This window comes from Actinophytocola xanthii (assembly GCF_001921205.1).
GTDB lineage: Bacteria > Actinomycetota > Actinomycetes > Mycobacteriales > Pseudonocardiaceae > Actinophytocola > Actinophytocola xanthii.
In genome coordinates this window covers 45,660-69,633 of the sequence record NZ_MSIE01000053.1, presented here as the reverse complement: position 1 = coordinate 69,633, position 23,974 = coordinate 45,660, and the positions used below count along the sequence as shown (strand labels likewise).

At 72.2% G+C, this 23,974-nt stretch carries 22 protein-coding genes and 1 pseudogene; 14 read left to right on the top strand and 9 right to left on the bottom strand.

All coding sequences use genetic code 11. The features are described from left to right. Positions 1–22 precede the first annotated feature (22 nt). Entirely contained in the window at positions 23–670 is a 648-nt protein-coding gene (locus tag BU204_RS26610) for a hypothetical protein (RefSeq protein ID WP_075128489.1), read from the bottom strand. 19 nt (positions 671–689) lie between these two features. Beyond that, positions 690–1,925: a helix-turn-helix domain-containing protein gene (locus tag BU204_RS26605; RefSeq protein WP_075128488.1), complete on the bottom strand. Its 1,236-nt coding sequence runs from the start codon at positions 1,923–1,925 to the stop codon at positions 690–692. Positions 1,926–2,183: 258 nt separating this feature from the next. Between BU204_RS26605 and BU204_RS26600 the strand changes: the two genes are divergently transcribed. The 3 genes from BU204_RS26600 to BU204_RS26590 all read left to right on the top strand — a co-directional run bounded on the left by BU204_RS26600 (position 2,184) and on the right by BU204_RS26590 (position 4,484). Continuing rightward, positions 2,184–2,753, top strand: coding sequence for a putative immunity protein (locus BU204_RS26600; protein ID WP_233160636.1), 570 nt, complete (start codon positions 2,184–2,186; stop codon positions 2,751–2,753). Then, the gene (locus BU204_RS26595; protein WP_075128511.1) at positions 2,750–3,265 is read left to right on the top strand and encodes a putative immunity protein; all 516 of its coding nucleotides are present in this window, start codon (positions 2,750–2,752) and stop codon (positions 3,263–3,265) included. The genes BU204_RS26600 and BU204_RS26595 overlap by 4 nt, the downstream gene beginning before the upstream one ends. Positions 3,266–3,329: 64 nt before the next feature. Further along, the gene (locus BU204_RS26590) at positions 3,330–4,484 is read left to right on the top strand and encodes a serine hydrolase domain-containing protein (RefSeq protein WP_075128487.1); all 1,155 of its coding nucleotides are present in this window, start codon (positions 3,330–3,332) and stop codon (positions 4,482–4,484) included. A 15-nt stretch (positions 4,485–4,499) separates the two neighbouring features. Here the strand turns inward: BU204_RS26590 and BU204_RS26585 are convergent, their stop codons facing one another. After that, complete coding sequence (locus BU204_RS26585; protein ID WP_233160644.1) at positions 4,500–5,483, bottom strand: sigma-70 family RNA polymerase sigma factor; 984 nt, start codon at positions 5,481–5,483, stop codon at positions 4,500–4,502. Between the two features lie 278 nt (positions 5,484–5,761). Here BU204_RS26585 and BU204_RS26580 point away from each other — a divergent pair, with 278 nt between their 5' ends. From BU204_RS26580 to BU204_RS26565, 3 genes are all read left to right on the top strand, one after another. Beyond that, positions 5,762–6,421 carry a hypothetical protein gene (locus BU204_RS26580; protein ID WP_143229759.1) on the top strand — a complete coding sequence of 220 codons (660 nt, stop codon included), beginning with the start codon at positions 5,762–5,764 and terminating at the stop codon, positions 6,419–6,421. Between the two features lie 40 nt (positions 6,422–6,461). Then, the gene (locus tag BU204_RS26575; protein ID WP_233160634.1) at positions 6,462–8,039 is read left to right on the top strand and encodes a DNA polymerase Y family protein; all 1,578 of its coding nucleotides are present in this window, start codon (positions 6,462–6,464) and stop codon (positions 8,037–8,039) included. Between the two features lie 197 nt (positions 8,040–8,236). Beyond that, positions 8,237–11,554 (top strand): error-prone DNA polymerase, encoded by a 3,318-nt coding sequence (locus BU204_RS26565; RefSeq protein ID WP_075128483.1) that lies wholly within the window; start codon positions 8,237–8,239, stop codon positions 11,552–11,554. Between the two features lie 494 nt (positions 11,555–12,048). Here the strand turns inward: BU204_RS26565 and BU204_RS40260 are convergent, their stop codons facing one another. Next, the gene (locus tag BU204_RS40260; protein WP_075128482.1) at positions 12,049–12,447 is read right to left on the bottom strand and encodes a hypothetical protein; all 399 of its coding nucleotides are present in this window, start codon (positions 12,445–12,447) and stop codon (positions 12,049–12,051) included. On the opposite strand from BU204_RS40260, the gene BU204_RS40255 reads away from it, so the two are divergent. Next, positions 12,446–12,742, top strand: a complete 297-nt coding sequence (locus BU204_RS40255; protein ID WP_075128481.1) for a pentapeptide repeat-containing protein — start codon at positions 12,446–12,448, stop codon at positions 12,740–12,742. The genes BU204_RS40260 and BU204_RS40255 overlap by 2 nt on opposite strands. A gap of 94 nt (positions 12,743–12,836) precedes the next feature. On the opposite strand, the gene BU204_RS26550 is transcribed toward BU204_RS40255, so the two are convergent. After that, the gene (locus tag BU204_RS26550; RefSeq protein ID WP_075128480.1) at positions 12,837–14,123 is read right to left on the bottom strand and encodes a S1 family peptidase; all 1,287 of its coding nucleotides are present in this window, start codon (positions 14,121–14,123) and stop codon (positions 12,837–12,839) included. 109 nt (positions 14,124–14,232) lie between these two features. Between BU204_RS26550 and BU204_RS26545 the strand changes: the two genes are divergently transcribed. Then, on the top strand, positions 14,233–14,652 hold the full coding sequence (locus BU204_RS26545; RefSeq protein WP_083661659.1) for a universal stress protein: 420 nt from the start codon (positions 14,233–14,235) through the stop codon (positions 14,650–14,652). On the opposite strand, the gene BU204_RS26540 is transcribed toward BU204_RS26545, so the two are convergent. Next, positions 14,653–15,114: a hypothetical protein gene (locus tag BU204_RS26540; RefSeq protein ID WP_075128479.1), complete on the bottom strand. Its 462-nt coding sequence runs from the start codon at positions 15,112–15,114 to the stop codon at positions 14,653–14,655. It abuts the gene before it with no gap. Between the two features lie 388 nt (positions 15,115–15,502). Between BU204_RS26540 and BU204_RS26535 the strand changes: the two genes are divergently transcribed. Then, positions 15,503–16,111 carry a pentapeptide repeat-containing protein gene (locus tag BU204_RS26535; protein ID WP_075128478.1) on the top strand — a complete coding sequence of 203 codons (609 nt, stop codon included), beginning with the start codon at positions 15,503–15,505 and terminating at the stop codon, positions 16,109–16,111. Between the two features lie 59 nt (positions 16,112–16,170). On the opposite strand, the gene BU204_RS41500 is transcribed toward BU204_RS26535, so the two are convergent. Next, complete coding sequence (locus BU204_RS41500) at positions 16,171–19,047, bottom strand: glycohydrolase toxin TNT-related protein (protein ID WP_233160632.1); 2,877 nt, start codon at positions 19,045–19,047, stop codon at positions 16,171–16,173. 133 nt (positions 19,048–19,180) lie between these two features. On the opposite strand from BU204_RS41500, the gene BU204_RS26525 reads away from it, so the two are divergent. From BU204_RS26525 to BU204_RS26515, 3 genes are read left to right on the top strand one after another with little or no spacing between them, the layout of a single operon-like run. Next, a complete protein-coding gene (locus BU204_RS26525) occupies positions 19,181–20,056 on the top strand; it encodes a DMT family transporter (RefSeq protein ID WP_233160642.1) in 876 nt (291 codons plus the stop codon). A 13-nt stretch (positions 20,057–20,069) separates the two neighbouring features. After that, positions 20,070–20,924, top strand: a complete 855-nt coding sequence (locus tag BU204_RS26520; RefSeq protein ID WP_198943006.1) for a bifunctional methylenetetrahydrofolate dehydrogenase/methenyltetrahydrofolate cyclohydrolase — start codon at positions 20,070–20,072, stop codon at positions 20,922–20,924. Then, positions 20,921–21,217 carry a DUF3017 domain-containing protein gene (locus tag BU204_RS26515; protein WP_075128475.1) on the top strand — a complete coding sequence of 99 codons (297 nt, stop codon included), beginning with the start codon at positions 20,921–20,923 and terminating at the stop codon, positions 21,215–21,217. Before BU204_RS26520 ends, BU204_RS26515 begins: the two co-directional genes overlap by 4 nt. On the opposite strand, the gene BU204_RS26510 is transcribed toward BU204_RS26515, so the two are convergent. Continuing rightward, a complete protein-coding gene (locus BU204_RS26510) occupies positions 21,148–21,294 on the bottom strand; it encodes a DUF397 domain-containing protein (protein ID WP_332888592.1) in 147 nt (48 codons plus the stop codon). The two genes, BU204_RS26515 and BU204_RS26510, sit on opposite strands and share 70 nt — an antisense overlap. A gap of 53 nt (positions 21,295–21,347) precedes the next feature. Further along, a pseudogene (locus tag BU204_RS26505) lies at positions 21,348–22,195 on the bottom strand (helix-turn-helix domain-containing protein). 172 nt (positions 22,196–22,367) lie between these two features. Here BU204_RS26505 and BU204_RS26500 point away from each other — a divergent pair. Continuing rightward, complete coding sequence (locus BU204_RS26500) at positions 22,368–23,351, top strand: malate dehydrogenase (protein ID WP_075128473.1); 984 nt, start codon at positions 22,368–22,370, stop codon at positions 23,349–23,351. 140 nt (positions 23,352–23,491) lie between these two features. Further along, positions 23,492–23,893 (top strand): SsgA family sporulation/cell division regulator, encoded by a 402-nt coding sequence (locus BU204_RS26495; protein WP_075128472.1) that lies wholly within the window; start codon positions 23,492–23,494, stop codon positions 23,891–23,893. Positions 23,894–23,974 lie beyond the last annotated feature (81 nt).

Here is a 23,974-nt window from a genome sequence, read left to right as displayed (position 1 = left end):
CTTCGGGGGTCGGCGACCGGTCTCATCCGGGGGTCACGGTCTCCTGGAGGTCCTCGCGGCAGGCCTCGAGGAAGCGGTTCGAGGCCGCCCCCAGCTGCTTCCTGCCCTCGCCGAGCCGCTCGAGGGCGGCGGCGTGGTCGGCTCCGGCGGCGATGTCGCGGAGGAAGTCGTTGCCGTTGTCCCGCGCGGTCCGCCAGAGCGTGACGGCGGCCTCGCGCGCCGACTCGGCGCCGAGCAGCTGAACCCGGTTGTACGCCTTGCGGAGGTCGGTACGCAGCTGCCCCCACCGAACCTCGGTGCCGGCCCGTCCCCCCGCGTCCTCGGCTTCGAGCAGCCGGGGCAGCTCGAAGCGCATGGACTGCAGCACCTCCTCGGCCGCGAGGGAGAGCTCCGCGTACGCACGAACCCGCTCGTCGCGCAGCCACCTCGTGTGCTCGGCGCCCAGCCGCAGCGCCTCCAGGCGATGGGCGTCGCGGCCCCGGCGGCGTTCCAGGAAGGCGTTGGCCAGCAGCGTCAGCACGACGCCGCCGAGGGTGGCTCCCGCCGTGACGAGCTGGGTGACGACCGACGGCTCCACGCCGACATCTTCCCGGGTGGGCAGGCCGCGGGCGGCGGCGGGTGCGCCGGCCGGGGTGTCGGGACCGCATCCGAGCTTCCCGGCCGGCGCCACCGGTAGACGCCCGTCGGCGCTACCGGCGATCCCGCGGACCGGGTAAGACGACGTCGCGACGCAGGGGCCGTCCCGACGGCGCCGCCCGCAGCACCAGCTCCATCTCGAACCGCTGGTTGGGGTCGTGCAACAGGTCGCCGAGCGAGGTCTCCAGCTGCCGCATGCGGTAGCGCACCGTCTGCGGGTGCACGCCCAGCTGTCCGGCCATGTCCGGCACGCTGCCCCGGGTGTCCAGCCAGGCCCGCAACGTCTCGAGCATCCGCTCGCGCTGCTTGACGGTGAGCCCGCGCAGCGGAGCCAGCAGCTTGTCCCGCAACGTCTCCAACAGCAGGTCGTCGGAGTGCACGAGCACCGTCGAGAGGTGGTTGTCGCAGCGGATGACCTGCCCGTCGGTGATCACGCCGTGCTGGGCCAGGGTCAGCGCCTTGCGTGCCCAGCGCAGCGCGTACACCGCGGCCTCCAGGCGCACGCACGGTCCGACCGCCAGCCGGCAGCCCGGGAGCGCCGCGCGGATCCCGGCCAGCCGCGCCTCGGTGACCGACCCCGGCACCAACAGGCGGGGCTCGATCCCGTCGAGGTCGGCCAGGACGTCGCTGTCCAGGGTGGGCTTGCGCTGGTTGTGGCCGGTCCCCGGCAGGGCCTGGACGGCGATCGGGGAGGCCTGCTCCGGGACCGTCCAGCCGATCAGCTGGGCCAGCTCGGCGATCGCGGCCTCCGGCGCGGGCGGGCTCTGCAGGATCATGCCCAGCAGCCGGCGCCGCCAGGTCTCCAACGCGCCGGCCGAGGTGGCCTTGGCCTCGAGGTAGCCGTCCAGGGCGACCGAGGCGAGCTTGTCCATATAGGCGAACACGGCATCGGCGAGCTGCGACATCACCGTCGAGGACAGGCCGTTGCGTTTGCCGACCCGCATCATGCGCCGCCAGGAGACTCGGGCACCGACGCGGTACGCGGCCTGGAGGTCGTCGAGCGAACGGCCCTCGCGCATCTCGTTCTGCCCGAGCTTGTGGTGCACCTCGTAGCACTTCTGGGCCGAGGCGTCCGGGTTGGCGATCTGCTCGATGAACAGGCTCAGGGCATGCTGAACGCCCGCGCGGATGGACTTGCCGTAGGGGCCGTCCAACGGGCGGGCATAGGCGGGAATCTTGGCCCTGATCTCCTCGACGATCTCGCTGGCGAGGCTGGCCAGCTCGGGCCGAAGGACGTCGGCCAGGCGTCGGGGCAGGGCGCCGCCGTCAAGTCGGTACTCGACCGTCATAGGCATACTCCTCGCCGCCACCGGCGCCGTCGAGGGTGGCACCCAGCGTATCGGCTCAGTGACGCCAAATGTGTCAACCAGGAGGCAAGAAACTGACCAGCTAGCAGCACGGTGACAGTTTCACCAGTGCCGATTGTCGGATCCGGACAAAAACGGGTCGTGGCCTCTACTGAACCCTGTTTGAGGCTTGCGTCCCGTCGAGCTGGGGGACTGGTTCTCGAAGTCTCAACCGGGCGTCCACGGATACGATTCAGGGGTATGGCACAGCACGCGGACACCGTGTCCGGAGACTTCGACCTGACGATGAACGAACTGCGAGTCGTGGCGTGGTACGTGGTGCAGCACGCGGAAGACGTCCTGCCGGTCTTCGAACGGGCTGTTCCCGGCGATCCGCGTCCCCGTGCCGCCATCGAGGCGGCCTGGACCTTCGTCAACGGCGCCAGGCGGACGAGGTTGCAGCGCGTCACGTCCCTCGACGCTCATCGAGCAGCCCGGTCCGCCCCTGGCGAAGCCGCACGACTGGCCGCGCGCTCGGCCGGCGACGCGGCGTCGGCCGCGTACCTGCACCCCATCGCCCAGGCGAGCCAGGTCGGCCACATCCTGCGAGCCGCCGCGAGCGTCGCGCACATCGGGGAGTTGGCGGCGGGTGGCGACCCAGCGGCCGGCGATGCGCTGCTGGAACGGTCCTGGCGGCGTGCCACGCCGGTGCTCGTCGACGTGCTCCGCCGCTACCCGCCTCCGACCGGCGGCAGCAGTCGTGTCGCCCGGCTGACGGGCGTCCTGGACCAGCACCTGCGCGCCGGGGTGTGGGGGAGCGGCAGGCCATGATCCTCCCCCAGGTCCGGGACCCGCGCTTCGTGACGATCCGCCGTGGCGGGACTCTCACCGATGCCGACCACCACCTCCTCGCCCTGTGGGCTGCCTCGTGCGCGGAGCACGTCCTGCACCTCTTCGAGGCGGCCCGACCGACGGACCCCCGACCCCGCCAGGCGATCGAACATGCGCGCGCCTGGGTGCGCGGAGAGGTCGGGATGATGCGGGCTCGCGCGGCGGGCGGACATGCGATGGGTGCGGCCAGAGATCTGCGTGGGGCGGCCCGGCATGCCGCCTACGCCGCCGGCCAGGCCGGGGCTGTCGCTCACGTCGCAGCCCACGAGCTGGGTGCGGCCGCCTACGCGATCAAGGCCGTGCGCGCGGCCGTGCCGGACGACCAGAGCGACGCCGCGGGGCGCCTGGAATGCCAGTGGCAACGTGATCAGCTCCCGGATGCGATCCGCGAGCTCGTACTCGACGACCAGCGGCTGCGCAACGACATCTGCTGGTCGGTGTTCGACTGCTGAGCGTCGACCGGCGTGTCAGTGCGGTGGCTGCCCCGTGTCAGAGCGGCAGCCCATTGTCGCTCCCATGATCAGTGACAACAGGAAGACCATCCGCCGACTGGGGGCCACGGCGCTGGCGGTCGCGCTGCTGGCCGGGGCGGCACCGGCCCACGCCACTGCCTCCCCCGCCCGTCCGGAGCTGCAGGAGGCCATCGAGGAGATGGTCGACGACGGCTTCACCGGCGTGCAGCTCCGGGTGCACGACCAGCGGGGCGACTGGGTCGGCAGCGCCGGAGTGCGCAGGCTCGGCGGGGCCGCGAAGCCGCCGACGAACGGGCGGTTCCGCGCGGGCAGCGTCACCAAGACGTTCACCGCGACGGTGGTGTTGCAGCTCGTGGCCGAGGGCAGGGTCGGCCTGGACAGCCCGGTCGTCGAGTACCTGCCCGGGTTCGGCCTCGACCCGCGGATCACCGTGCGGATGCTGTTGCAGCACACCAGCGGGGTGTTCAACTACACCGGCGAGTACTACCCGGACGGAACCGTCGTACCGGGAATCCCCACGGCCGGCAAGGAGTGGGTGGAAAACCGGTTCCACACCTACCGCCCGGAGGAGCTGGTCCGGTTCGCTCTGGCCAGGCCCGCGCGGTTCGAGCCGGGAACGGACTGGAGCTACTCCAACACCAACTACACGCTGGCCATGCTGGTGGTCGAGGAGGTCACCGGCCGTTCCTACGCCGAGGAGATCCAGCGGCGGATCGTGCGACCGCTCGGGCTCTCGGGCACCGTGGCGCCGGGCACCTCGCCGGAGATCCCCGGGCCGCACGCCCACGGCTACTACCACTACGAGGGCAGGACCGTCGACGTGACCCGCCAGAACCCCTCCTGGGTGCCCGGTGCCGGTGACCTGATCTCGACCACGCGCGACCTGCACAGGTTCACCGCGGCGCTGACCTCGGGGAGGCTCGTCCCGGCCCCGCTGCTGGCCGAGATGCAGCGCCCGCACCCCAGCAGCGGCTACGGCCTGGGCTTGTTCGTCCTCGACCTCGGCCCCGGCTGCGGCACCGTCCTCAACCACAACGGGCACGTCCAGGGCTACGCGACGCTGATGTACACCACGCCCGACGGCAGCAGGACGATCGAGGCCTCCCTGACCTTCCCGGAGGGCCTCGACTCGTCCCTGGCGGAGGCGTACGAGAAGGCGGTGGAGAGGCTCACCGACGAGGTCTTCTGCACGCCATGACCACGCCCGCGCGGCTCAGCGGAGCGTGGTCGGCAACCCGAAGGGCGGGAAGTGCTCGGGACCGAGGAACGAGGTGATCCCGGCGATCCGGTCGTCGCGGAGGGTCAGGACCGTGATCGACCAGGCCTCGTACGGGGGCGTCGCGACGTAGAACGCGACAGCCGGCTGGCCGTTCGCACTCGTCGTCCGGTACTCCCAGCGGGGGCAGCTGGTCATCGGCACCCGCACGGCGAAGTCGGTGACGGCCGCGATGCCGTGGTACCAGTGCGGCAGCGGCGGCATCGACCAGGTGACGTCCTCGGTGAGCAGCGCGACGAAGGCGTCGCGGTCTCCGCGGTCCAGGGCGGCGGCGAACCCGGTCGCCAGCGCCCGCACCCGGGTGTCGTCGAGCGTGCGCAGCGCCTGCTGCTGGGTGCGGGCGGGAACCCGCTGCGCGAGGACCCGGCGGGCGCGCGCCAGCGCGGAGTTCACCGAGGTGGTCGAGGTGTCCATCATGCTGGCGATCTCGGTGGCGGAGAAGCCGAGGACGTCGAACAGCAGCAGCGCCGCCCGCTGGTTGCCCGGCAGGTGCTGACACGCGGCGACGAAGGCCAGCTCGACCGCCTCACGCTGCTCGTAGCGTGCCGCCGGTCCCGGCGGGGTGCTCGGGAGGTCGGCGTGGGGGTAGGGACCCAGCCAGGCGAGGTCGGTACGCGGGAGGTCGTCGATCACGGCACGCTCACTGGACGGACCGAGGTCCATCGGCAGTGCTCGCCTGCCGCGGGCATCGATCAGGTCCAGGCAGGTGCGAGTGGCGACCGTGTAGAGCCAGGTACGCAGGGAGCTGCGGCCCTCGAAGCGGGCCAGGCCGCGCCAGGCCCGCAGCAGCGCGTCCTGCACGGCGTCGTCGGCGTCGTGGACCGAGCCGAGCATCCGGTAGCAGTGGGCGTGCAGCTCCCGGCGCAGCGGCGTCACCAGGCGAGTGAAGGCGGCGTCGTCCCCACCCCTGGCCCGGGTCAGGTCGGCTGCCTCGGTGCCGCCGTCCGTACCCGGCCGCGCGCCCACCTCGACCCGTCCGGAAGAAACATCGCCCACGAGCGACGATTCTGCCTGAGGGGTCCGTCTCGTCGTGCTCGCCGGCGGCCGGCGCTGACCACAGTGCGGCTGCCGCGCGACGGGGTCGCCAACAAGTACCGTGGCGCTCGACCTTCCCACCCGCTCCTGCTAGCATCGAACATGCGTTCGAGAGGTGCCGCCTTCCCCGCGGCCTGTGCGGAGTCGCGGGGAGGCGTGTACGGATGTCGGTGTTGGGTGCATCGCTGGCCATCCCCGGTGCGGTGGGGGTGGCCAGCGACCTGACCTCGGCTCCGTCGGGGCGGGCACGGGTCCTTCCCGTGCTCCCCGACCTCGCCGACCTCTTCCCCTGGGGCGGCCTGCGCCGCGGCAGCACCGTGGCCGTTCGCGGCTCCACCTCGCTCCTGCTCGCCCTGTTGGCCGCCCCGACTGCCACCGGCTCGTGGGCCGCCGTGGTCGGCATGCCGCACCTGGGCATCGTCGCCGCCGACGAGCTCGGTGTCGCCGTCGACCGGCTGGCTCTGGTGCGCCATCCGGGCACCCACCTCCCCGCCGTGGTCGCCGCCCTGCTCGACGGCATGGACCTCGTCGTCGCTCCGCGGGGCCGGCTGACCGAGGCCCAGGCCCGCCGTCTCTCCGCTCGCGCCCGCCATCGCGGCGCCGTCCTGCTGACCACCGGGCCCTGGCCGGCCGTCGACCTCGAGCTGCGCCGCGCCCGCACCCGCTGGTCCGGGTTGGGTGAGGGGCACGGCTACCTCGCCGCCCGTGAGCTCACCGTCCAGGCCCATGGGCGCGGCTCCGCGGCGCGCCCGGCGCGCGCCACCCTGACCTACCCCGCGCGCCCCGAACCCGTGTCGTCCCCCCGGCATCGCTTGATCGGGTGACCCGTTTGACAGCCCTCTCAATCGAACGTAGGTTCGAATCATGGAGAACGTCGGGACACCTCACCGCATGCTCGTGGTGTGGTGCCCGGACTGGCCGGTGACCGCCGCGAGCGCGGCGGCCGCTCATCTCCCCGGGCGGCCTGTCGCGGTGGTCACCGGCAACCTCGTGGTCGCCGCATCCGCATTGGCCAGGGCGGAGGGGGTCCGCCGCGGCATGCGGCGCCGCGAGGCCCAGGGTCGCTGTCCCGATCTCGTCGTCTTCCCGGACGACCCGGACCGCGACGCCCGGCTGTTCGAACCGGTCGCCGCCGCGGTCGAGGAGCTCGCGGTCGGTGTCGAGATCATCCGGCCGGGTGTGGTCGCGGTCCCCGCCCGCGGTCCGGCCGGCTACTTCGGCGGCGAGGAGGCCGCCGCCGAACGGCTGATCGACCAGGTCGCCGCCCGCACCGGCGCGGAGTGCCAGGTCGGTGTCGCAGACGGGCTGTTCGCCGCCATCCTCGCCGCGCACCGGGGCCTGCTCGTCGTGCCGGGCGGCACCCCGGAGTTCCTCGCCCCGCTGAGCATCCGCGAGCTGCACCGCCCCGCCGAGGGCCAGGACCGCGCCGAGTTGGTCGACCTGCTCCGTCGTCTCGGCATCCGCACGCTCGGCGCCTTCGCCGAGCTCGGCGAACGCGACGTCTCCGCCCGGTTCGGGGCCGACGCCGTGCTCGCCCACCGGCTCGCCTCCGGGCGGGAGGAGCGGCCCCCCGCCCGCCGCCGGCCCCCGCCCGAGCTGACCGTCACCGAGTCGCTCGACCCCCCGGTCGACCGGGTCGACGCGGCCGCGTTCGTGGCCAGGGCCCTGGCCGAGCGGCTGCACAGCGGCCTCGCCGCCCACGGCCTCGCCTGTACCCGGCTCGGCATCCACGCCGCGACCGGCGCCGGCGAGGAACGCGAGCGGGTCTGGCGCTGCGCCGAGCCGCTCACCCCCACCGGCATCGCCGACCGGGTCCGCTGGCAGCTCGACGGCTGGCTGCGCGACACCGCGCTCTCCGCCGGCGTCACCGTCCTGCGCCTCGACCCGGTCGAGGTCATCGAGGGCACCACCCTCCAGCTCGACCTGTGGCGTGGCGAGGGCCGGGCGGAGGCCGACGAGCGCGCCGGCCGCGCCATGGTCCACGTCCAGGGCCTGCTGGGCCCGGACGGCGTGGTCACCGCGGTCCTCGGCGGCGGCCGCACCCCGGCCGAACGGGTCCGCCTCGTCCCCTGGGGCGACGAGCGCACCCCCGCCGCCGACCCGGCCGCCCCCTGGCCCGGCGTGCTGCCCTCCCCCTCCCCGGCGACGGTCCCGACCACACCGCTACCCGCCGCGGTGACCGACCGGGCCGGCCGTCCGGTGTCGGTGACCGCCCGCCACGAGCTGACCGAGCCGCCGGCCCGGGTGTCCCTGGACGGACGCCCCCCACGCCCCGTGATCGCCTGGGCCGGCCCCTGGTCCACCGACGACCGCTGGTGGACCACGCCGGGCCGCCGCGCCCGCCTCCAGGTCCTGCTCGAGGAGTCCGAAGAGGACACGGCAGCCGCGCTGCTGCTCACCCTGACCGACGAGAAGTGGACAGTAGAAGGGATGTACGACTAAATGCCGAGCCACCCGAGGGCCTGTCGCGAGTGCCGCACCCTGGACGGAAGCTGTCGCCAGTTCGTCATCGGGCACCCCGACCCGGTTTGCGTGGCCGGCTACAGCGCCAGGCGCGAACCGGTCAACCCCGACCTGTTCGGCCTGGACCTGCTGATCCCGGCGCCGCGTCGCTCCCCTGAGGACGTCCGAGCTCGCTGATGGGCTTCCACAACCCGCCGGTCAGCTGGTCGGAGCTGGAGCGCGTCCTCTCCGGCCGGCCGGCCCCGGACCAGGACGACGTCCGGGGGGACGGGGGCGACAGCCCGGCCTGGACCAGGCACCGCGAGCGCTACACCGCCCCCGCCGGCGGTGGCGCCCCCGGCCCGACCGACCTCGCCGGTGCCGAGGTCCGCACCCCCTACGCCGAGCTGCACTGCCACTCCAACTTCAGCTTCCTCGACGGGGCCAGCCATCCCGAGGAGCTGGTCGAGTCCGCGGCGCTGCTCGGCCTGGACGCGTTGGCCATCACCGACCACGACGGCATGTACGGGGTGGTCCGCTTCGCCGAGGCCGCGCGGGAGCTGGGCGTGCGCACGGTGTTCGGCACCGAGCTGAGCCTGGGGCTGGACCAGCCGCAGAACGGTGTCGCCGACCCGGTCGGCGAGCACCTGCTCCTGCTCGCCACCGGGACCACCGGCTACGCCAGGCTGTGCCGCGCGATCACCACCGGCCAGCTCGCCGACACCAGCGAGAAGGGTCGTCCGGTCTACGACTTCCACGAGGTCGTCGAGGAGACCCGGGGCGAGTGCGTCGTGCTCACCGGCTGCCGCAAGGGCGCCGTGCGCGCCGCGCTGCTGCGCGAGGGCCCGGCCGCCGCGTTCGCCGAGCTGGCGCGCCTGGTCGAGGCTTTCGGCCAGGACAACGTCCACGTCGAGCTGATCGACCACGGCCTGCCGCTGGACACCACCCACAACGACCTGCTCGCCGAGATGGCCCTGGAGCTGCGCCTGCCGGTCGTCGCGACCAACGCCGCGCACTACGCCCAGCCCAACCGCGGCGATCTGGCCGCGGCGGTGGCCGCCGTGCGTGCCCGCCGGTCGCTGGACGAGCTGGACGGCTGGTTACCGCCCGCCCCGACCGCCTACCTGCGCTCCGGCGCGGAGATGGCCCGCCGGTTCGCGCGCTACCCCGGCGCGGTGCACCGGGCCGCGATGCTCGGCCTGCAGCTCTCCTTCAGCCTCGACCTGGTGGCGCCGAACCTGCCGCTGTTCGAGCTGCCCGGCCACACCGAGATCAGCTACCTGCGGGAGAAGACCTACGCCGGCGCCCGCGAGCGCTACGGCGCGGAGGCGGACAACCCCAGGGCCTACACCCAGCTCGCCCACGAGCTCGCGGTGATCGAGGAGCTCGGCTTCCCCGGCTACTTCCTGATCGTCTCCGACATCGTCGACTTCTGCCGCCGCAACGGGATCTACTGCCAGGGCAGAGGGTCGGCGGCGAACTCGGCGGTCTGCTACGCGCTCGGCATCACCAGGGTCGACGCGGTCAAGTGGGAGCTGCTGTTCGAACGCTTCCTCGCGCCGGCCCGAGACGGTCCGCCCGACATCGACCTGGACATCGAGTCCGACCGCCGCGAGGAGGTCATCCAGTACGTCTACGAGCGCTACGACCGCCGACATGCCGCGCAGGTCGCGAACGTCATCACCTACCGGGCCAAGTCGGCGGTGCGTGACATGGCCGGGGCACTGGGCTACTCGCCCGGCCAGCAGGACGCGTGGAGCAAGCAGATCGACCGCTGGGGTCCGCTGAAGTCCACAGTAGACGATCATGACCACGACATCCCGGTGCAGGTGCTCGAGTTGGCCGGGCAGCTGGAGAACTTCCCGCGACACCTCGGCATCCACTCCGGTGGGATGGTGATCTGCGACCGCCCGGTGAGCGAGGTCTGCCCGGTGGAGCGGGCCAGGATGGACCGGCGCACGGTGCTGCAGTGGGACAAGGACGACTGCGCCGCGGCCGGCCTGGTGAAGTTCGACCTGCTCGGCCTCGGCATGCTCTCCGCGCTGCGGTACATGGTCGAGCTGGTCACCTCCCACCACGGCGTCGCGGTGAACATCGACGACCTCGACCTCGGCGACGCGAAGGTCTACGAGATGCTCCAGCGCGCGGACTCGGTCGGGGTGTTCCAGGTGGAGAGCCGGGCGCAGATGGCCACGCTGCCCCGGTTGAAGCCGCGCGAGTTCTACGACCTGGTGGTCGAGGTCGCGCTGATCCGGCCGGGCCCGATCCAGGGCGGTTCGGTCCACCCCTACATCCGGCGCCGCAACGGGCAGGAGGAGGTCAGCTACGACCACCCGCTGCTGGCCAAGGCGCTGCGCAAGACCCTCGGCGTCCCGCTGTTCCAGGAGCAGCTCATGCAGATGGCGGTGGACGTCGCCGACTTCAGCCCCGGCGAGGCCGACGAGCTGCGTCGGGCGATGGGCGCCAAGCGGTCCACCTACCGGATGGAGCGGCTGCGCGAGCGGTTCTACGCGGGGGCGGCCGGGCACGGCATCGACGCGGAGTTGGCGGAGCGGATCTACGAGAAGCTGATGGCGTTCGCCAACTTCGGCTTCCCGGAGAGCCACGCGCTGAGCTTCGCCTACCTGGTGTTCGCGAGCGCCTGGTTCAAGCTGTACTACCCGGCCGCGTTCTGCGCCGCGCTGCTGCGGGCCCAGCCGATGGGCTTCTACTCGCCGCAGTCGCTGGTCGCCGACGCGCGCCGGCACGGGGTGCGTGTGCTCGGCCCGGACGTCAACGCCAGCCTCTCCTACGCGACCCTGGAGGGCCCCGAGCCGGCGGTCCGCCTGGGTCTGGGCGCCGTCCGCACGATCGGCGACGACCTGGCCGAACGCGTGGTCGCCGAACGCGAGCAGCACGGCCCGTACCGGGACATGCCCGACCTGGCCCGTCGGATCACCCTGACCAGGGCCCAGATCGAGGCGTTGTCGACGGCCGGCGCGTTCGACTGCTTCGGCATCGCGCGACGTGCCGCGCTCTGGGCCGCGGGCGCTGTCGCCGCCGAACGCCCCGACCGCCTGCCCGGCACCACGGTCGGCGCGACCGCGCCGGCTTTGCCGGGAATGAGCCCTCTGGAGCTTGCGGTGGCCGACGTGTGGGCAACGGGCCTGTCGCCGAACACGTTCCCCACCGAGTTCGTCCGCGAGCGCCTCGACGAGCTGGGCGCCCTCCCCACGGGCCGGCTCGCGGACGTCGAGAGCGGCACGAGGGTGCTGGTCGGCGGCGCGGTCACCCACCGCCAACGCCCGGCGACCGCGGGCGGCGTCACGTTCCTGAACCTCGAGGACGAGACCGGCATGGTCAACGTGATCTGCTCGCGGGGCCTGTGGTCGCGCTACAGCCGGATCGCCCGCAACTCCTCCGCGCTGCTGGTCCGCGGCGTGCTGGAGAACGCGGAGGGGGTGACCAGCCTGGTGGCCGACCACCTCGAGCCGCTCACCCTCAGCATCGAGGCCCGCTCCCGCGACTTCCGCTGACGTGCCGCCAGCCGCCGCCCTGCCTTGCGGCGCGCAGAGAGAGCGGAGAGCGGCGACCGACAGCAGCCCTCGTTCGGCCTCGCCGAAGGTTCGGGACCGCCGCGGCTGAGAGCGGTCCCGCTCATCCAACCGGGTGAGCCACTGTGGCGGATGCGGTCCGGTGGTGTTCGTGTGGGCATGATCGTGCGGTGGTGCGGGCGAATGTGGTGACACTGGCGCGGCGGTCGTGCTGGTGCTGGGGCTTCTGCTCACCTGGGCGGAATGGGTGCGGTGGAATGCGATAGCGCAGTGGCTGGGGCCACGGGTTGGCTGGCTGCTGGGATGGGGTTGGCCGCCTTCCTGCTGGTGACCGCCGTGATCCGGTGGAAGGGCGACATCGCCCGAGCGCAACACGCGACCGCCAGACGCCGGTGAGGTACAGCGTGCTCTCACCCTGGACGATCCTTGCCTGGTCGATACTGATCCTGGTGGTCGGCGTGGCGATGGCGGTGTGGCTACTGACGGCCTACACCGGCGGGAACACCGAGGCCAACCGCGTGCAGCTCGATGCCATGCGCACCGCCGGAACTATCGTTGTCGGCACCGGTGGGGTCGTCGCCCTGTTGCTGGCCGCCCGCCGCCAGCGCGGCACGGAGATCGCGCTCAAACAGAAGGACCGCGACCAGGCCGTGCTCGACGACCACCGAAAACGAGTGCAGGAGCGTGAGGTCCGGCTCACCGCCCAACGCCTCCTCGCCGACCACCTCAAGCGCGGCGAGGACAAGTACGCGCCCCCAACCACCTTCTGGGAGGAAATCGACCTCGACCTCACCGGCGCCACCCCTCATCAACTTCACCCTCGAAGGCTGCACGCTCCGCAAAGCTGGTTTCTCCTCGGCGACCTTCACCGGCATGGCCAACTTCCGCTCGGCGAGGTTCGACGAACACGCCTTCTTCGAATCGACTGCCTTCAGCACGGACATCGTCTTCGAGGCGACGACGTTCACCGGCACGCCCCACTTCCAATCGGCGTTCTTCGCTGCCACCGGCATCCTCAGCAACTTCCGAGAAGCCACCTTCGTGGGGCGCGCCTACTTCGAAGAGGCCACCTTCGCCGGCGCCGCCGATTTCTGGCACGCCACGTTTGCTCACGGCGTCCCCCCGGAGGTTGCGTCCTACTGGTCCCTCGAGAAGAACCGCGAGCCGTGACCGGCTGCGTCCGGCCGCCCGAGGACGTGCCCTAGCCCGGTGCGCGACGACGCCGCACTGTCCAGACCGGACAGTGCGGCGTAAGCTGAAACCGCTACACCGTCCAGAGCGACACGCCGAAGATGAGCCCGTAGGCGGTCAGCGGCTCGCTGATCGGGGTGAACCACGACCTGTTCGGGATGCCGAAGACCTCACCGCAGCGCAGGTTTCCGTTCACGTCCAGAAACAGCTCCGAACCGATCGTCACGCCCTCGGCGCCGATGCCGGGCTGGAGCGCGTCCGGGCTGAACGCCGGGGAACCGGAGTCGCCCGGCTGCGCGCAGGACGAGGTCCGAGTCAGGCCACCGACCACGTTCCCCTCGAAGTTCACCGTCTCGTTGGTCGCCCCCACGAGGCCGCAGGTGACCCCCGAACCGATACCGGACTTGCAGATCAGACCGCCGGGCGCCGACGCACGGCTGCCGGTGACCGGGAAGATCTGGTTCGGGTCGGCCTCGTAGGCCTCCACCCACGGCCCCTGGACCCAGTAGCCCGGGTTGTCGTTGGCGATGATCGCGTGGTCCCGGTTGGGGAAGTTCCTGCCGACGACGGGGCCGATGAAGGTGCCGTCGGATCCGACGACCTGGCTGCTGTTGCCGAACACCGCGCAGTGCCCCGCGGTCAGCAGGTAGCCCCGGTTCCCGCTGCGGAGGTTGAACCCGGACGAGCAGGGGGTGTGGCCGATCCTGATGAGGTCGCCGGCGTCCAGGAAGCCGGCGGTGAGCCGCGGCGCCGTCGCGCCCAGCTCGACCCGAACCGCCTCACCGTGTCGGGCGACCGACCGCGGCACCGCGGCCTTCGAGTGTCCGGACACGACGGACACGACCACCGAGTTGCTCGGCTGGTCGACGTGCCAGGAGGCAAGGCCGGCAACGGCGTTCTCGTCATCGCTCGCGAGACGGTCCAACTCGCCCTTGATGGCGTTCAGCGTGTCCAGGCTGTGTCGTACGACCTTCGGCGTCGCCCCGGCCGAGCGCACCTGCGCGGCTCGGTCACCCCTGGTGACGCCGACGACGAGCGTGCCGGTGCCCTCGTCGATCCACAGGCCGCCGAAATCGGCCCCCAACTGCTTCCGCAGCGCGTCCCCGCGCTGCTCGCTGAGCCGCTGGCTGGCGAGCCGGCTCACCACCTGGTCCTTGCTCAGGCCGAGATCTTGCTGGACAACCGAGATGAGGTAGTCGTAACCGTTGCGCACGGGCGGCCGGTCCGCCTCGTCCGCCGGTCCTGACGCTGTCGCTGTCGCTGGCGCCGACAGCAGCGCCAGCAGACCGACGAGCGCGGCCGACAACACCCGCAACCGGGTGCGGCGCCGCCGGCTGTCCGTGATGAGTGGAGCTGACATGAGTCCTCCCCTGCCGACGATGGGACCGGCTCACGCTCGTCCGGCCGACTGGACGCCTACTGAACAGCGATTGGACGGCGTTCTCCGTGGAAGGACCTAAGATCCGAGCATGCCCGACTTCGAGATCGGGAAGGACGGGCTCGCCGTCATCGTGGTGGGCATCGACGGTGGCGAGCGCGCCCGCAACGCCGCCGCGTGGGCCACCGGCCTGGCCCGGCGCGAGCGAGCACGTCTCGTGCTCGTCTACGTTGAGCCGATCACCGGCCCCGCCTACTGGTCGCCGATCGGCATGGCGACGGCCGCGGAGGCCGCCTCGGAGTTCGTGCGTGAGCTGCGCGAGGACGCGGCCGCCTACCTCGACGCCTCGGGCGTCCGCTGGGAGCTCGTCCACTACCGCGGCGACCCCGCCCACGGCATCGAGGCCGTCGCCGAGGACCGCCGCGCCGACTGCATCGTCGTCGGCCGCGGCGGCGGGGTGCCGAAGACCCTGGTGAACGAGGCCCGCCGGCCGGTCGTGGTCGTTCCCTGACTACGGCGCGGCAGGCAGCAGGCCGTGGCGGACGAGGCGGCGCCAGCGGCGTTGGCGGTAGCGGTAGAGCAGCAGCGCGATGTTCGCGACCAGCGGGGTGATCCGGCCGGCGCCGATCTCGACGATGTCGCTGTAGCGGCAACGCCGTTCACCGAGCGACTCGACCCGCAGGGTGTGGTTCCAGGTGGTGATGAGCCCGCCGCGCTCCCGGGAGCGCATCGTGCGGGTCCGCGGGTCGACCTCGACGAGGTGGATCCGATGCCGCCACGCCGGGACCGCGTGGAAGAGCCAGAGCCGCGCGGTGACCACCTCGTCCTGCTGGAAGGGCTCTGTTCGCCCCGCCAGCGCCGGTATGCCGATGAGGCCCCGGATCACGTAGGTGAACGAGACCGGATGCCGCATGGCCCGCCAGACCTGCTCGGCGTTGGTGGGAAGCTCGGTCTGGACGTGGATCGTCCGCATCCTCGGCCTCTCGTGATCACTCGGGAGCCCCAGTGTGCGCGAACAGCCCGAGCCGTGCCACCGGTTTCCGGGCATCCGCCAGCACGGGCGACGCCACCTGCAATACGGCATCCGACTCGTCCAGGCCCACCGGGACGAGCGGGTTGCGCTCCCCGTCTCCACATCCAGCGCGGAATGGCGGCGCTCGCTGTCCTTCCGGCACACCGACAGACAAGTTTGGTCTACATTGGACGTGACGACGCCGTGGTGTCGGCACTGCTCGCGAGGGCCGCGGCGTTGGGAACGCTGGGGGGTGCTCATGCTCGAGTTCGTGCTCCCGCGCGTGGTCCGGTCGGAGGAGCCCACCACGACCTCGTCCGGCGCTGAGCTCGCCGCATAGGGTGCGGGTATGACGACCGAGACCGGAGAGGACTACCGCGACGCCGTCCTACCGGGCGTGCGGTGGAGCGATCGGCGCTTCGTGGGGTGCGCGTTCGTCGAGGCCGACCTGCGGGGGATGGTCACCAGCGGCTGCACGTTCGAGGACTGCGACTTCACCCGCGCCGACCTCGGCGAGTCGCGGCACACGTCGACGGCGTTCCGCAACTGCCTGTTCCGCCGCGCGACGCTGACCGACAGCGCGTTCACCGCGTGCAGCCTCCTCGGCAGCACGTTCGTCGAGGCCCGCTTCCGGCCGTGGACGATCACCGACAGCGACCTGACGCTGGCGAGCCTGACCGAGGCCGACCTGCGCGACACGGACCTGAGCGGCCTGCGCCTGCGGGAGACCAACCTGATGGGAGCGGACCTGCGCAAGACCGACCTCCGCGGAGCCGACCTGCGCGGTGCGCGCCTACAAGACGCCCGGTTCGACGGCGCCGACCTGCGCGGAGCGCGGCTCGACGCGACCGGCCTGACCCACGGCAAGCTCGCGGGTGCGCTGGTCGACCTGGACACGGCGATCGCCTTCGCGGCTGCGCACGGTCTGCGGGTGGGTTCCGCGGACCAGACCGCCTGAGTGCGGGCCGAGATCCGCGCCACCTCGTCCGAGCGGGTGGCGCGGGCGCCGGGCCCTCGTCAGGCGGGTGGGCGTTCGCGGCCGCTGATCTCGGCGATCTGCCCGCCGGCGAGGAGCTCGCCGACGGAGTCCGGGAGCAGGTACGCGGTGCCGCCGCCGGGCTGGTCGAACCAGGGGATCGCCGTGCCGATCAGCACCTGCACGGGCTGGCGCACCCGGTAGGCGTGGTACGGACGCTCCACCCAGTCCGGCACCAGCGAACGCTCCTGGAACGGCGTGCCCAGCGCGTACACCAGGTTCCCGTCGTCCTCGCCGAAGCGGTCGAACTCGGTGCCCGGCTCCAGCTCGACCATCCGCTTGCCCCGGAACAGGGTGAGCGGGGGCTCGCCCTGCATCGGGGTGATCGGCCACTCCTGGTTGGGCGGAGCGGCCGCCGGCGGCCTGGCGGCGGGGGCGACGAGGGTCGGTGCCGGTGCGGGCTTGGGCGGGGTGAACGACGGCCCGGGCGAGTCGGCGCGGTGGCGCTCCGACCGCGGGACGAAGCCCGCGTCCGCGGGGGATGAGTCGGGTGCCACGTCGGCGTCCTGGCGGGCTGCGCGGCGGCCCAGGCCGGGCTCCTCCTCGAACGTGGGCTCGTGCCGGGCGGCGCGGCGGCCTTCCGGACGGTCGAGGGCCGGGTCGGGCTGGTCGCCGTGGCGGCCGTTGGTGCCGTCGAAGCCCGGGTCCGGGTGGTCACCTGGGGTGAACGCCGGTCGGGCGCCGTGCACGCCGTTGGTGCGGTCGTGCCGGGGTTCGAACCCGCCCTCGGGGGCGGCGGCGCGGCGGCCGGCGGCGGGGCGGTCGGTGTCTGGGCCGCCTGCGGGCCGGCGGAACTCTCCCTCGCCCGGGCGGCCGAAGGCCGGGTCGGGGGCGTCGCCGTGGGGGGCGAAGCTGGGGTGGGCGCCGTCGTCGGAGCTGCCGCCGGGGCGGCCGAAGGGGGAGTCGGGGCGGCCGTAACCGGCGCCGGGGGCCTCCCCGCGGCGGGCCGGTGGCGAGTCGGGTCCGCCGCCGGGGCGGCGGAACCCGCCGTCGCGGCCTTCGCTCGGGCCGCCGAACGGGGTGTCGGAGCCGTCGGTGCGGCCGTAGCCGACGTCGGGGCCGCCGAACGCCGTGCTGGGGCCACCGGGGCGGCGGAACTCGCCGTCGCGGCCTTCGCCTGGGGTGCCGTACGCGGCGTCGGAGCCGTCGTGGCGGGCGAAGCCGGGGTCGGCTGGGGCGTCGGGGCGGGCGAAGCCGCCCTCGCCGGGCCCGGCGAAGGCCGTGTCGGGGCCGCCGCCTGGGCGGGCGAAGCCGCCTTCGGCGGAGGCGCTCTCGCGGCGGGGGAAGCCGGCGTCGGGGGCCGGGTGGCCCAGCTCCACCTCCGGACGGGAGTCGGCCGGGCGGCCGTTTCGGGGCTCGAAGCCCTCGTCCGGGAACGGGGAGTCGGGGCGACTGCCACCCCGGCGCGGGAAGCCCGCCTCGCGCTCCGGCCTGCCGTTGAACGCCGCCGGGGCCACCGGGGAGTCGATCCGCGCGCCACCGTTCGGCGCGGTCAGCTGGTAGGTGGGCATCGGGTCCGGCTCGGGGGTCTCCGCCAGGCCCGGGGTGAACTGGGTCTCCTCCAGTCCCGGCGAGCGCTGGCCCGGGGGCACGAACGCCTCCGCGGGATCACTCGCCAGGGCGAAGTCCGCGGGGTTCGCCGGCGCCGGCGGGACCGGGGCGGGCGCAACGGGCATCCCTGCCGCCTGCCAGCGGTCGGCGTCGAGCAGCAGCTTGCCCAGCAGGAACGCCGAGGCGTCGGCCACGTCCTCGAACATCGCGGGCGCGACGAACTCACGGTCGAACCAACCCACGCGCCAGCCGTCCTCGGTCTGGTCCATCGTCCAGGCCCGGCCCGCGGGCGGGCCGATGCGGTACGCCGTCGGCGGGATGCCCAGGTCGTTCAGGCGTGCCCGCAGGGTCTCCACGATCCGACCGGGCGGGCCGCTCGACGGTAGGGCGGCGGGTGGCGGAGCGGGCTGGCCCGGCGGCGGGGGAACGGGCATCGCGGCCGTCGGGGGGACGGGCATCGCCCTGGTCGCCGGGGCCGGAGGCACGCGAGGGGGCGGTGGGGCGCCGCCGCCGAGGAACGCGGCCGCGGCGGCGCGGGTGGGCTCGTCGACCGGCGGAACCTGGAAGTGGGACCTCGCGATGTGGTCGACCAACTCCGGCTCCGGCGGGACCTCGTGCTCACGCAGGTAGTAGTTCACCGCCGCCGGCCAGATCCAGGTGCCGTCGGTGTGGAACGCCACCGGCACCGCCGGCCGGCCCTCCGGGTCGAGGCGGTCGACGTCGTAGCCGCGGACGGGGCCCACCAGCGGGGCGTTGTCCAGGTAGGCGAGCACGTCGGCGGCGTCGGCAGGGGACAGCGGCGGGCGGTTGACCGAGGGGCGGCCGCCGTCACCGGGGCCGTCGAAGATGCGGGCGACGCGGAACCGCGGCGCGGGAGCGGCGGCCAGCCTGCGGCGCAGCCACTCGGGGACGTTGTCCTCGGTGCGCGGGAACAGCCGCATGTCGTCCGGGTAGGCCTGCGGCGGGGGCGGCTTCTCCCACGCCGGCTCCTCCCGGTCGTACTCGAGGTTATAACTGGACGGGTGATCGAGGCGGTACCTGGCGTTGAACCAGGTGCCCCGCCCGTCCCGGTACATCCCCCCACGCAGGCGCGCGAACAGCCCCTGCAGGTCGGGCGGCATCGTCCACGCCTCGCTACCGCCGTCGGCGTAGACGACCCGGCCGGTCGCCTCCGAGTAGCGTCCGACCGCCCGGTAGTCGACGGTCAGCTGCTCCCAGTTGTCGGGCGCGACCCGCAGCATGGCCAGCCCGATCTGCTTGACCAGGGCATCCTGCTCAGTCGGGGTTAGCTGGGTCGGTGGTGCCACGCTCACATCTTCCCTTGTCGGTCCGACAGCGGCTCAGCAAGCGCCGTGGGTGAGGATGTCGACAGTGATCTCCTCACCACATCCGCCCGCACATGTACGGGTGGCGGGTGCCGCCCTCGCCGCGCTCGGCGGGGTGGCGCTCGCCGTTCAGGGCCGAATCAACGGCCAACTCGGACATCTCATCCACGACGGCGTGTTCGCCGCTCTCATCTCCTTCGGGACCGGTACGATTCTGCTGGTCGCGGCCGTCTCCTCGACCCCGTCCGCCCGTGCCGGTCTGCGTCGACTCCGATCCAGCGTACGTGGTGGTCGACTGCGCGTCTGGCAGTGCCTCGGCGGCGCATGCGGAGCTTTCCTGGTGACAACCCAGGGCCTCACCGTGTCAATTCTCGGCGTCGCCGTGTTCACCGTGGCAGTGGTGGCCGGACAGGTCGTCGCGAGCCTGGTGGTGGACCGGCAGGGCGTCGGTCCGGGCGGTCCGCAGCCGGTCACCCCGCCCCGCGCGGTCGGGGCGCTCCTCGCGGTGGTGGCGGTGGTCATCGCGGTGTCCGACCACGGAGCGATCGAGGACGCGGGCGGGTTGTGGTGGGCCCTGCTGCCGGCGGTCGCCGGGCTCGGTCTGGCCTGGCAGCTCGCGGTGAACGGCCTGGTGCGGGTGGCGGCGGATCACGTGGTGGTGCCCACCCTGGTCAACTTCTCGGTCGGCACGATCGTCCTGCTGCTCGCGGCCGCGGTGGACGCGCTGGTCAGAGGTCTGCCGGCGGCGCTGCCGGGCGACTGGTGGCTCTACGTGGGCGGACCGCTCGGGATCGTCACCGTGCTCACCGCGGTCAGCGCGGTGCGGTTCACCGGGGTGCTGCTGCTCGGGCTCAGCTCGGTGGCCGGCCAGCTGCTCGGCGCCGTACTGCTCGACCTGGTCGTTCCGACCACCGGGGGGCTGACCGTCGCCGGGGCGGTGGGGACCGCGCTGACCATGGTGGCGGTGGGTATCGCCGCGATCCGCCGATGAGATGATGGCCCCCGTGACCGCGACGATCCTGGACGGCAAGGCCACCCGCGACGCCATCTTCACCGACCTGCGCAAGCGCGTGGAGGCGCTGGCCGCGCAGGGGGTGGTGCCCGGCCTGGGGACAGTGCTCGTCGGCGACGACCCGGGGTCGCACTCCTACGTCCGGGGCAAGCACCGGGCCTGCGAGAAGGTCGGCATCCGGTCGATCCGGCGCGACCTGCCGGCCGACATCGACCAGGCGCGGCTGCACGAGGTCATCGACGAGCTGAACGCCGACCCGGACTGCACCGGCTACCTGATCCAGCTCCCGCTGCCCGGACACCTCGACGCCGGGGCTGCGCTGGAGCGGGTCGACCCGGCCAAGGACTCCGACGGCCTGCACCCGACCAACCTCGGCAAGCTGGTGCTCGGCGAGACCGGGCCGCTGCCGTGCACGCCGACCGGGATCATCGAGCTGCTCAAGCGGTATGACGTGCCGGTCGCGGGGGCGAGCGCCACGGTCGTCGGGCGCGGGGTGACGGTGGGCCGTCCGCTGGGCCTGCTGCTCACCCGGCGCAGCGAGAACGCGACGGTCACCCTCTGCCACACCGGGACGAAGGACCTCGCCGCCGAGGTCCGCCGGGCCGACATCGTGGTGGCGGCGGCCGGCAACCCCGCGCTGATCACGCCGGACATGGTCAAGCCCGGCGCCGCCGTCCTCGACGTGGGCATCACGCGCACCGACCAGGGCCTGGTCGGCGACGTCCACCCGGACGTGCGGGAGGTCGCCGGCTACCTCGCGCCGATGCCGGGCGGCGTCGGCCCGATGACGGTCGCGATGCTGCTGACGAACACGGTCGCCGCCGCCGAACGGAGCTTGCTGGCATGACGACGCCGCACCGCCGCCGCCACCCCGTTCTTGCTCACATGCCGTTCGCCCTGGTCCTGGCGGTGGTGGCGCTGGGGTTAGTGCGGATCATCCTGTATCACTGGCGGCAGGGGACGGTGCTGATCGGCGCGGCGCTCATCCTCGCGGCCGGCCTGCGGGCGCTGCTGCGGGACGAGCAGGCGGGGCTGATCATGATCAGGGGTCGGGGAGTGGACGTGCTGACCTACACGGCCTTCGGCCTATGCATGATCTCGGTCGCCCTGACGATCGAGGGCGGCCCACTCGGCGACTGAGCTAATGTGAGCACGGGCCCGTTCGGCACTTTCGAGTCCCGCACGAGAAACCCGGTTCGGGTACACGCAATCTCCACGCAATTTTCTTGTGTTGAGTAGCTGCTCTTTTTCCACGCTGGATAACTCACCGTCACTCCAAGGCTATAGCCATCTCGGCTACCAACCTTACAGAGTTCTCCTCGGTCATGGCTACGCTGAGCAACTCCACGAGCACGCGGTCATAGACGGCAACCTCGGTCGGATCTTCAAGGAAGAGACTCGACGTTCGCCCTTCGATGAAGACACCCCCGGCCTATCGGAGAATTGCAGCCGCAGGAACGGCCCGTCAAGACCAGGGTGGCCGCCCACGGCGGTAGGGATCACGCGCAACGAGATGTTCGAACGTTCAGCAGCCTCGACGAGGTAGCGAAGTTGCTCGCGCATCACCTCTCGCCCACCGATCATGCTTCGTAGAGCGGTCTCCGCCACGATCGCGATGACAGTCGGACCGTTGACCCGGCGAAGGGCGCGCTGGCGATGAATGCGTCCTATCGATCGTTTCTTCGCCATTTCTGGAGGCGAGAGCAAATTGACCTCCTGGCAAAGTGCCTGGGCGTAGGGCATCGTCTGCAGGATGCCGGGGACCACCAATGCTTCGAAGCTCGCCAGAGCAGTGGCGCGGGACTCGAGAACCTTCAGCGTCGCGAGGCGGTCCTCGAAGGTCCCCTGGCGCTGCCACAGGCCTGGCTGTCCCGACTTCTTGGCCAGCGCGAGCAGCTCCAGCCGCTCCTCACCCCGCACCCGGTACAGCGTCAGCAGCGACGCCACGTCCTCGATCTTCCCCGGCCGTCGACCCATCTCGATCTTCGACAGGTGTCCCTGGCTGATCCCGATCCGGTCCACCACCTGGTTCAGCGTCATCCCCGCCGCCTCGCGCAGCCGACGCAGCTCCTCGCCCAGGACCTCGATCCGAACCGTTGACTCGTTGAGCGTCGTCATCATGCGGACATGATTCCGGCGCAAGCGCTCGCGGGAAGGCCCCGCGAGCAACTCCACCCGATGGTTGCGCACGTTGCCACGTCGGCAAACCCACAGTGGCAGGGCATCGCGCGCGAACGGTTGCTAGCCTCCAGGCACCGGTTTTCTCTTCTCAGTCGGGAGGATCTTCCCCGTGGCAAGCAAGGCTGCCGTCAAGGTCACCGTCACCGGTGCCGCCGGCCAGATCGGTTACGCACTGCTGTTCCGCATCGCCTCCGGGCAGCTGCTCGGGCCGGACACACCTGTCCGCCTCTCCCTGCTGGAGATCCCCCCGGCCCTCAAGGCCGCCGAGGGCACCGCCATGGAGCTCGACGACTGCGCCTTCCCGCTGCTCGCCGGCATCGACATCACCGACGACGCCAAGCGTGCCTTCGACGGCGTCAACGTCGCCCTGCTCGTCGGCGCCCGGCCCCGCACCAAGGGCATGGAGCGCGGCGACCTGCTCGAGGCCAACGGCGGCATCTTCAAGCCCCAGGGTGAGGCCATCAACGCCGGCGCCGCCGAGGACGTCAAGGTGCTCGTGGTGGGCAACCCGGCCAACACCAACGCGCTGATCGCCCGCTCGCACGCCCCCGACGTCCCCGCCGACCGCTTCACCGCCATGACCCGGCTCGACCACAACCGGGCCCTGTCCCAGCTCGCCGCCAAGCTCGGCGTCTCGGTGACCGAGATCTCCCAGATGACCATCTGGGGTAACCACTCCGCGACCCAGTACCCCGACCTGTTCCACGCCCAGGTCGGCGGTCGCTCCGCCGCCGAGGCGGTCGGCGACGACGCGTGGCTGCGCGACACCTTCATCCCCACGGTGGCCAAGCGCGGCGCGGCCATCATCGAGTCCAGGGGCGCCTCCTCGGCGGCCTCGGCGGCCAACGCGGCGGTCGACCACGTCCACGACTGGGTGCACGGCACCGAGTGGACCTCGATGGCCGTGGCCTCCGACGGCTCCTACGGCGTGCCCGAGGGCATCATCTCCTCGTTCCCGGTCCGGTGCGCCGACGGGCGGTGGGAGATCGTCCAGGGTCTGGACATCGACGAGTTCTCCCGGGAGCGGATCGACGCCTCGGTGGCCGAGCTCGTGGAGGAGCGGGACGCGGTCCGGAGCCTCGGGCTCATCTGATTCCCAGGTCGCGCATTAGCGTTTTGGGTCGGATAGCACCAGATAGCATGAACGTGGACTTACTTCACGTTACGTCGGCCCGTCATCGTCGATCTCATCCTCGACCGACCCGCACCAGCGGATCGAAGGAGGAGGGCCAGATGACTACCGAAGTAATCCACGCCGAGATCGTGTCGCTGTACGAAGGCACGACCCCGGTTCGTTCGCGCTGGTCCTACCGCGCCGACCAGCCGTACACCGTCACCGCCGCGTTCCAGACCGATCGCGACCGCTGGGTCGAGTGGGTGTTCTCCCGCGACCTGCTCGTCGAGGGGCTGAGCGGCCCGGCGGGTGTCGGCGACGTCCGGTTGCAGCCGGAGGCCGACGACGAGCTGTACCTGCTGGTGCTGGAGATCGAGTCCCCCGAGGGCTACGCCCGGCTCGAGCTGGACCACGACCGCGTCTCCGGCTTCCTCGCCGCGACGACCCGCATCGTCGCCCTCGGTGAGGAGTCCTCGCACTTCGACGTGGACGGGCTGATCGACGAGCTGACCAAGGTCTGAGCACCGAACCCCCCCCGGTACGAGGGAGCCTTCCGGGCCTGGACGCCCGGAAGGCTCCGTCGTGTCCGGACACGTTCGGGT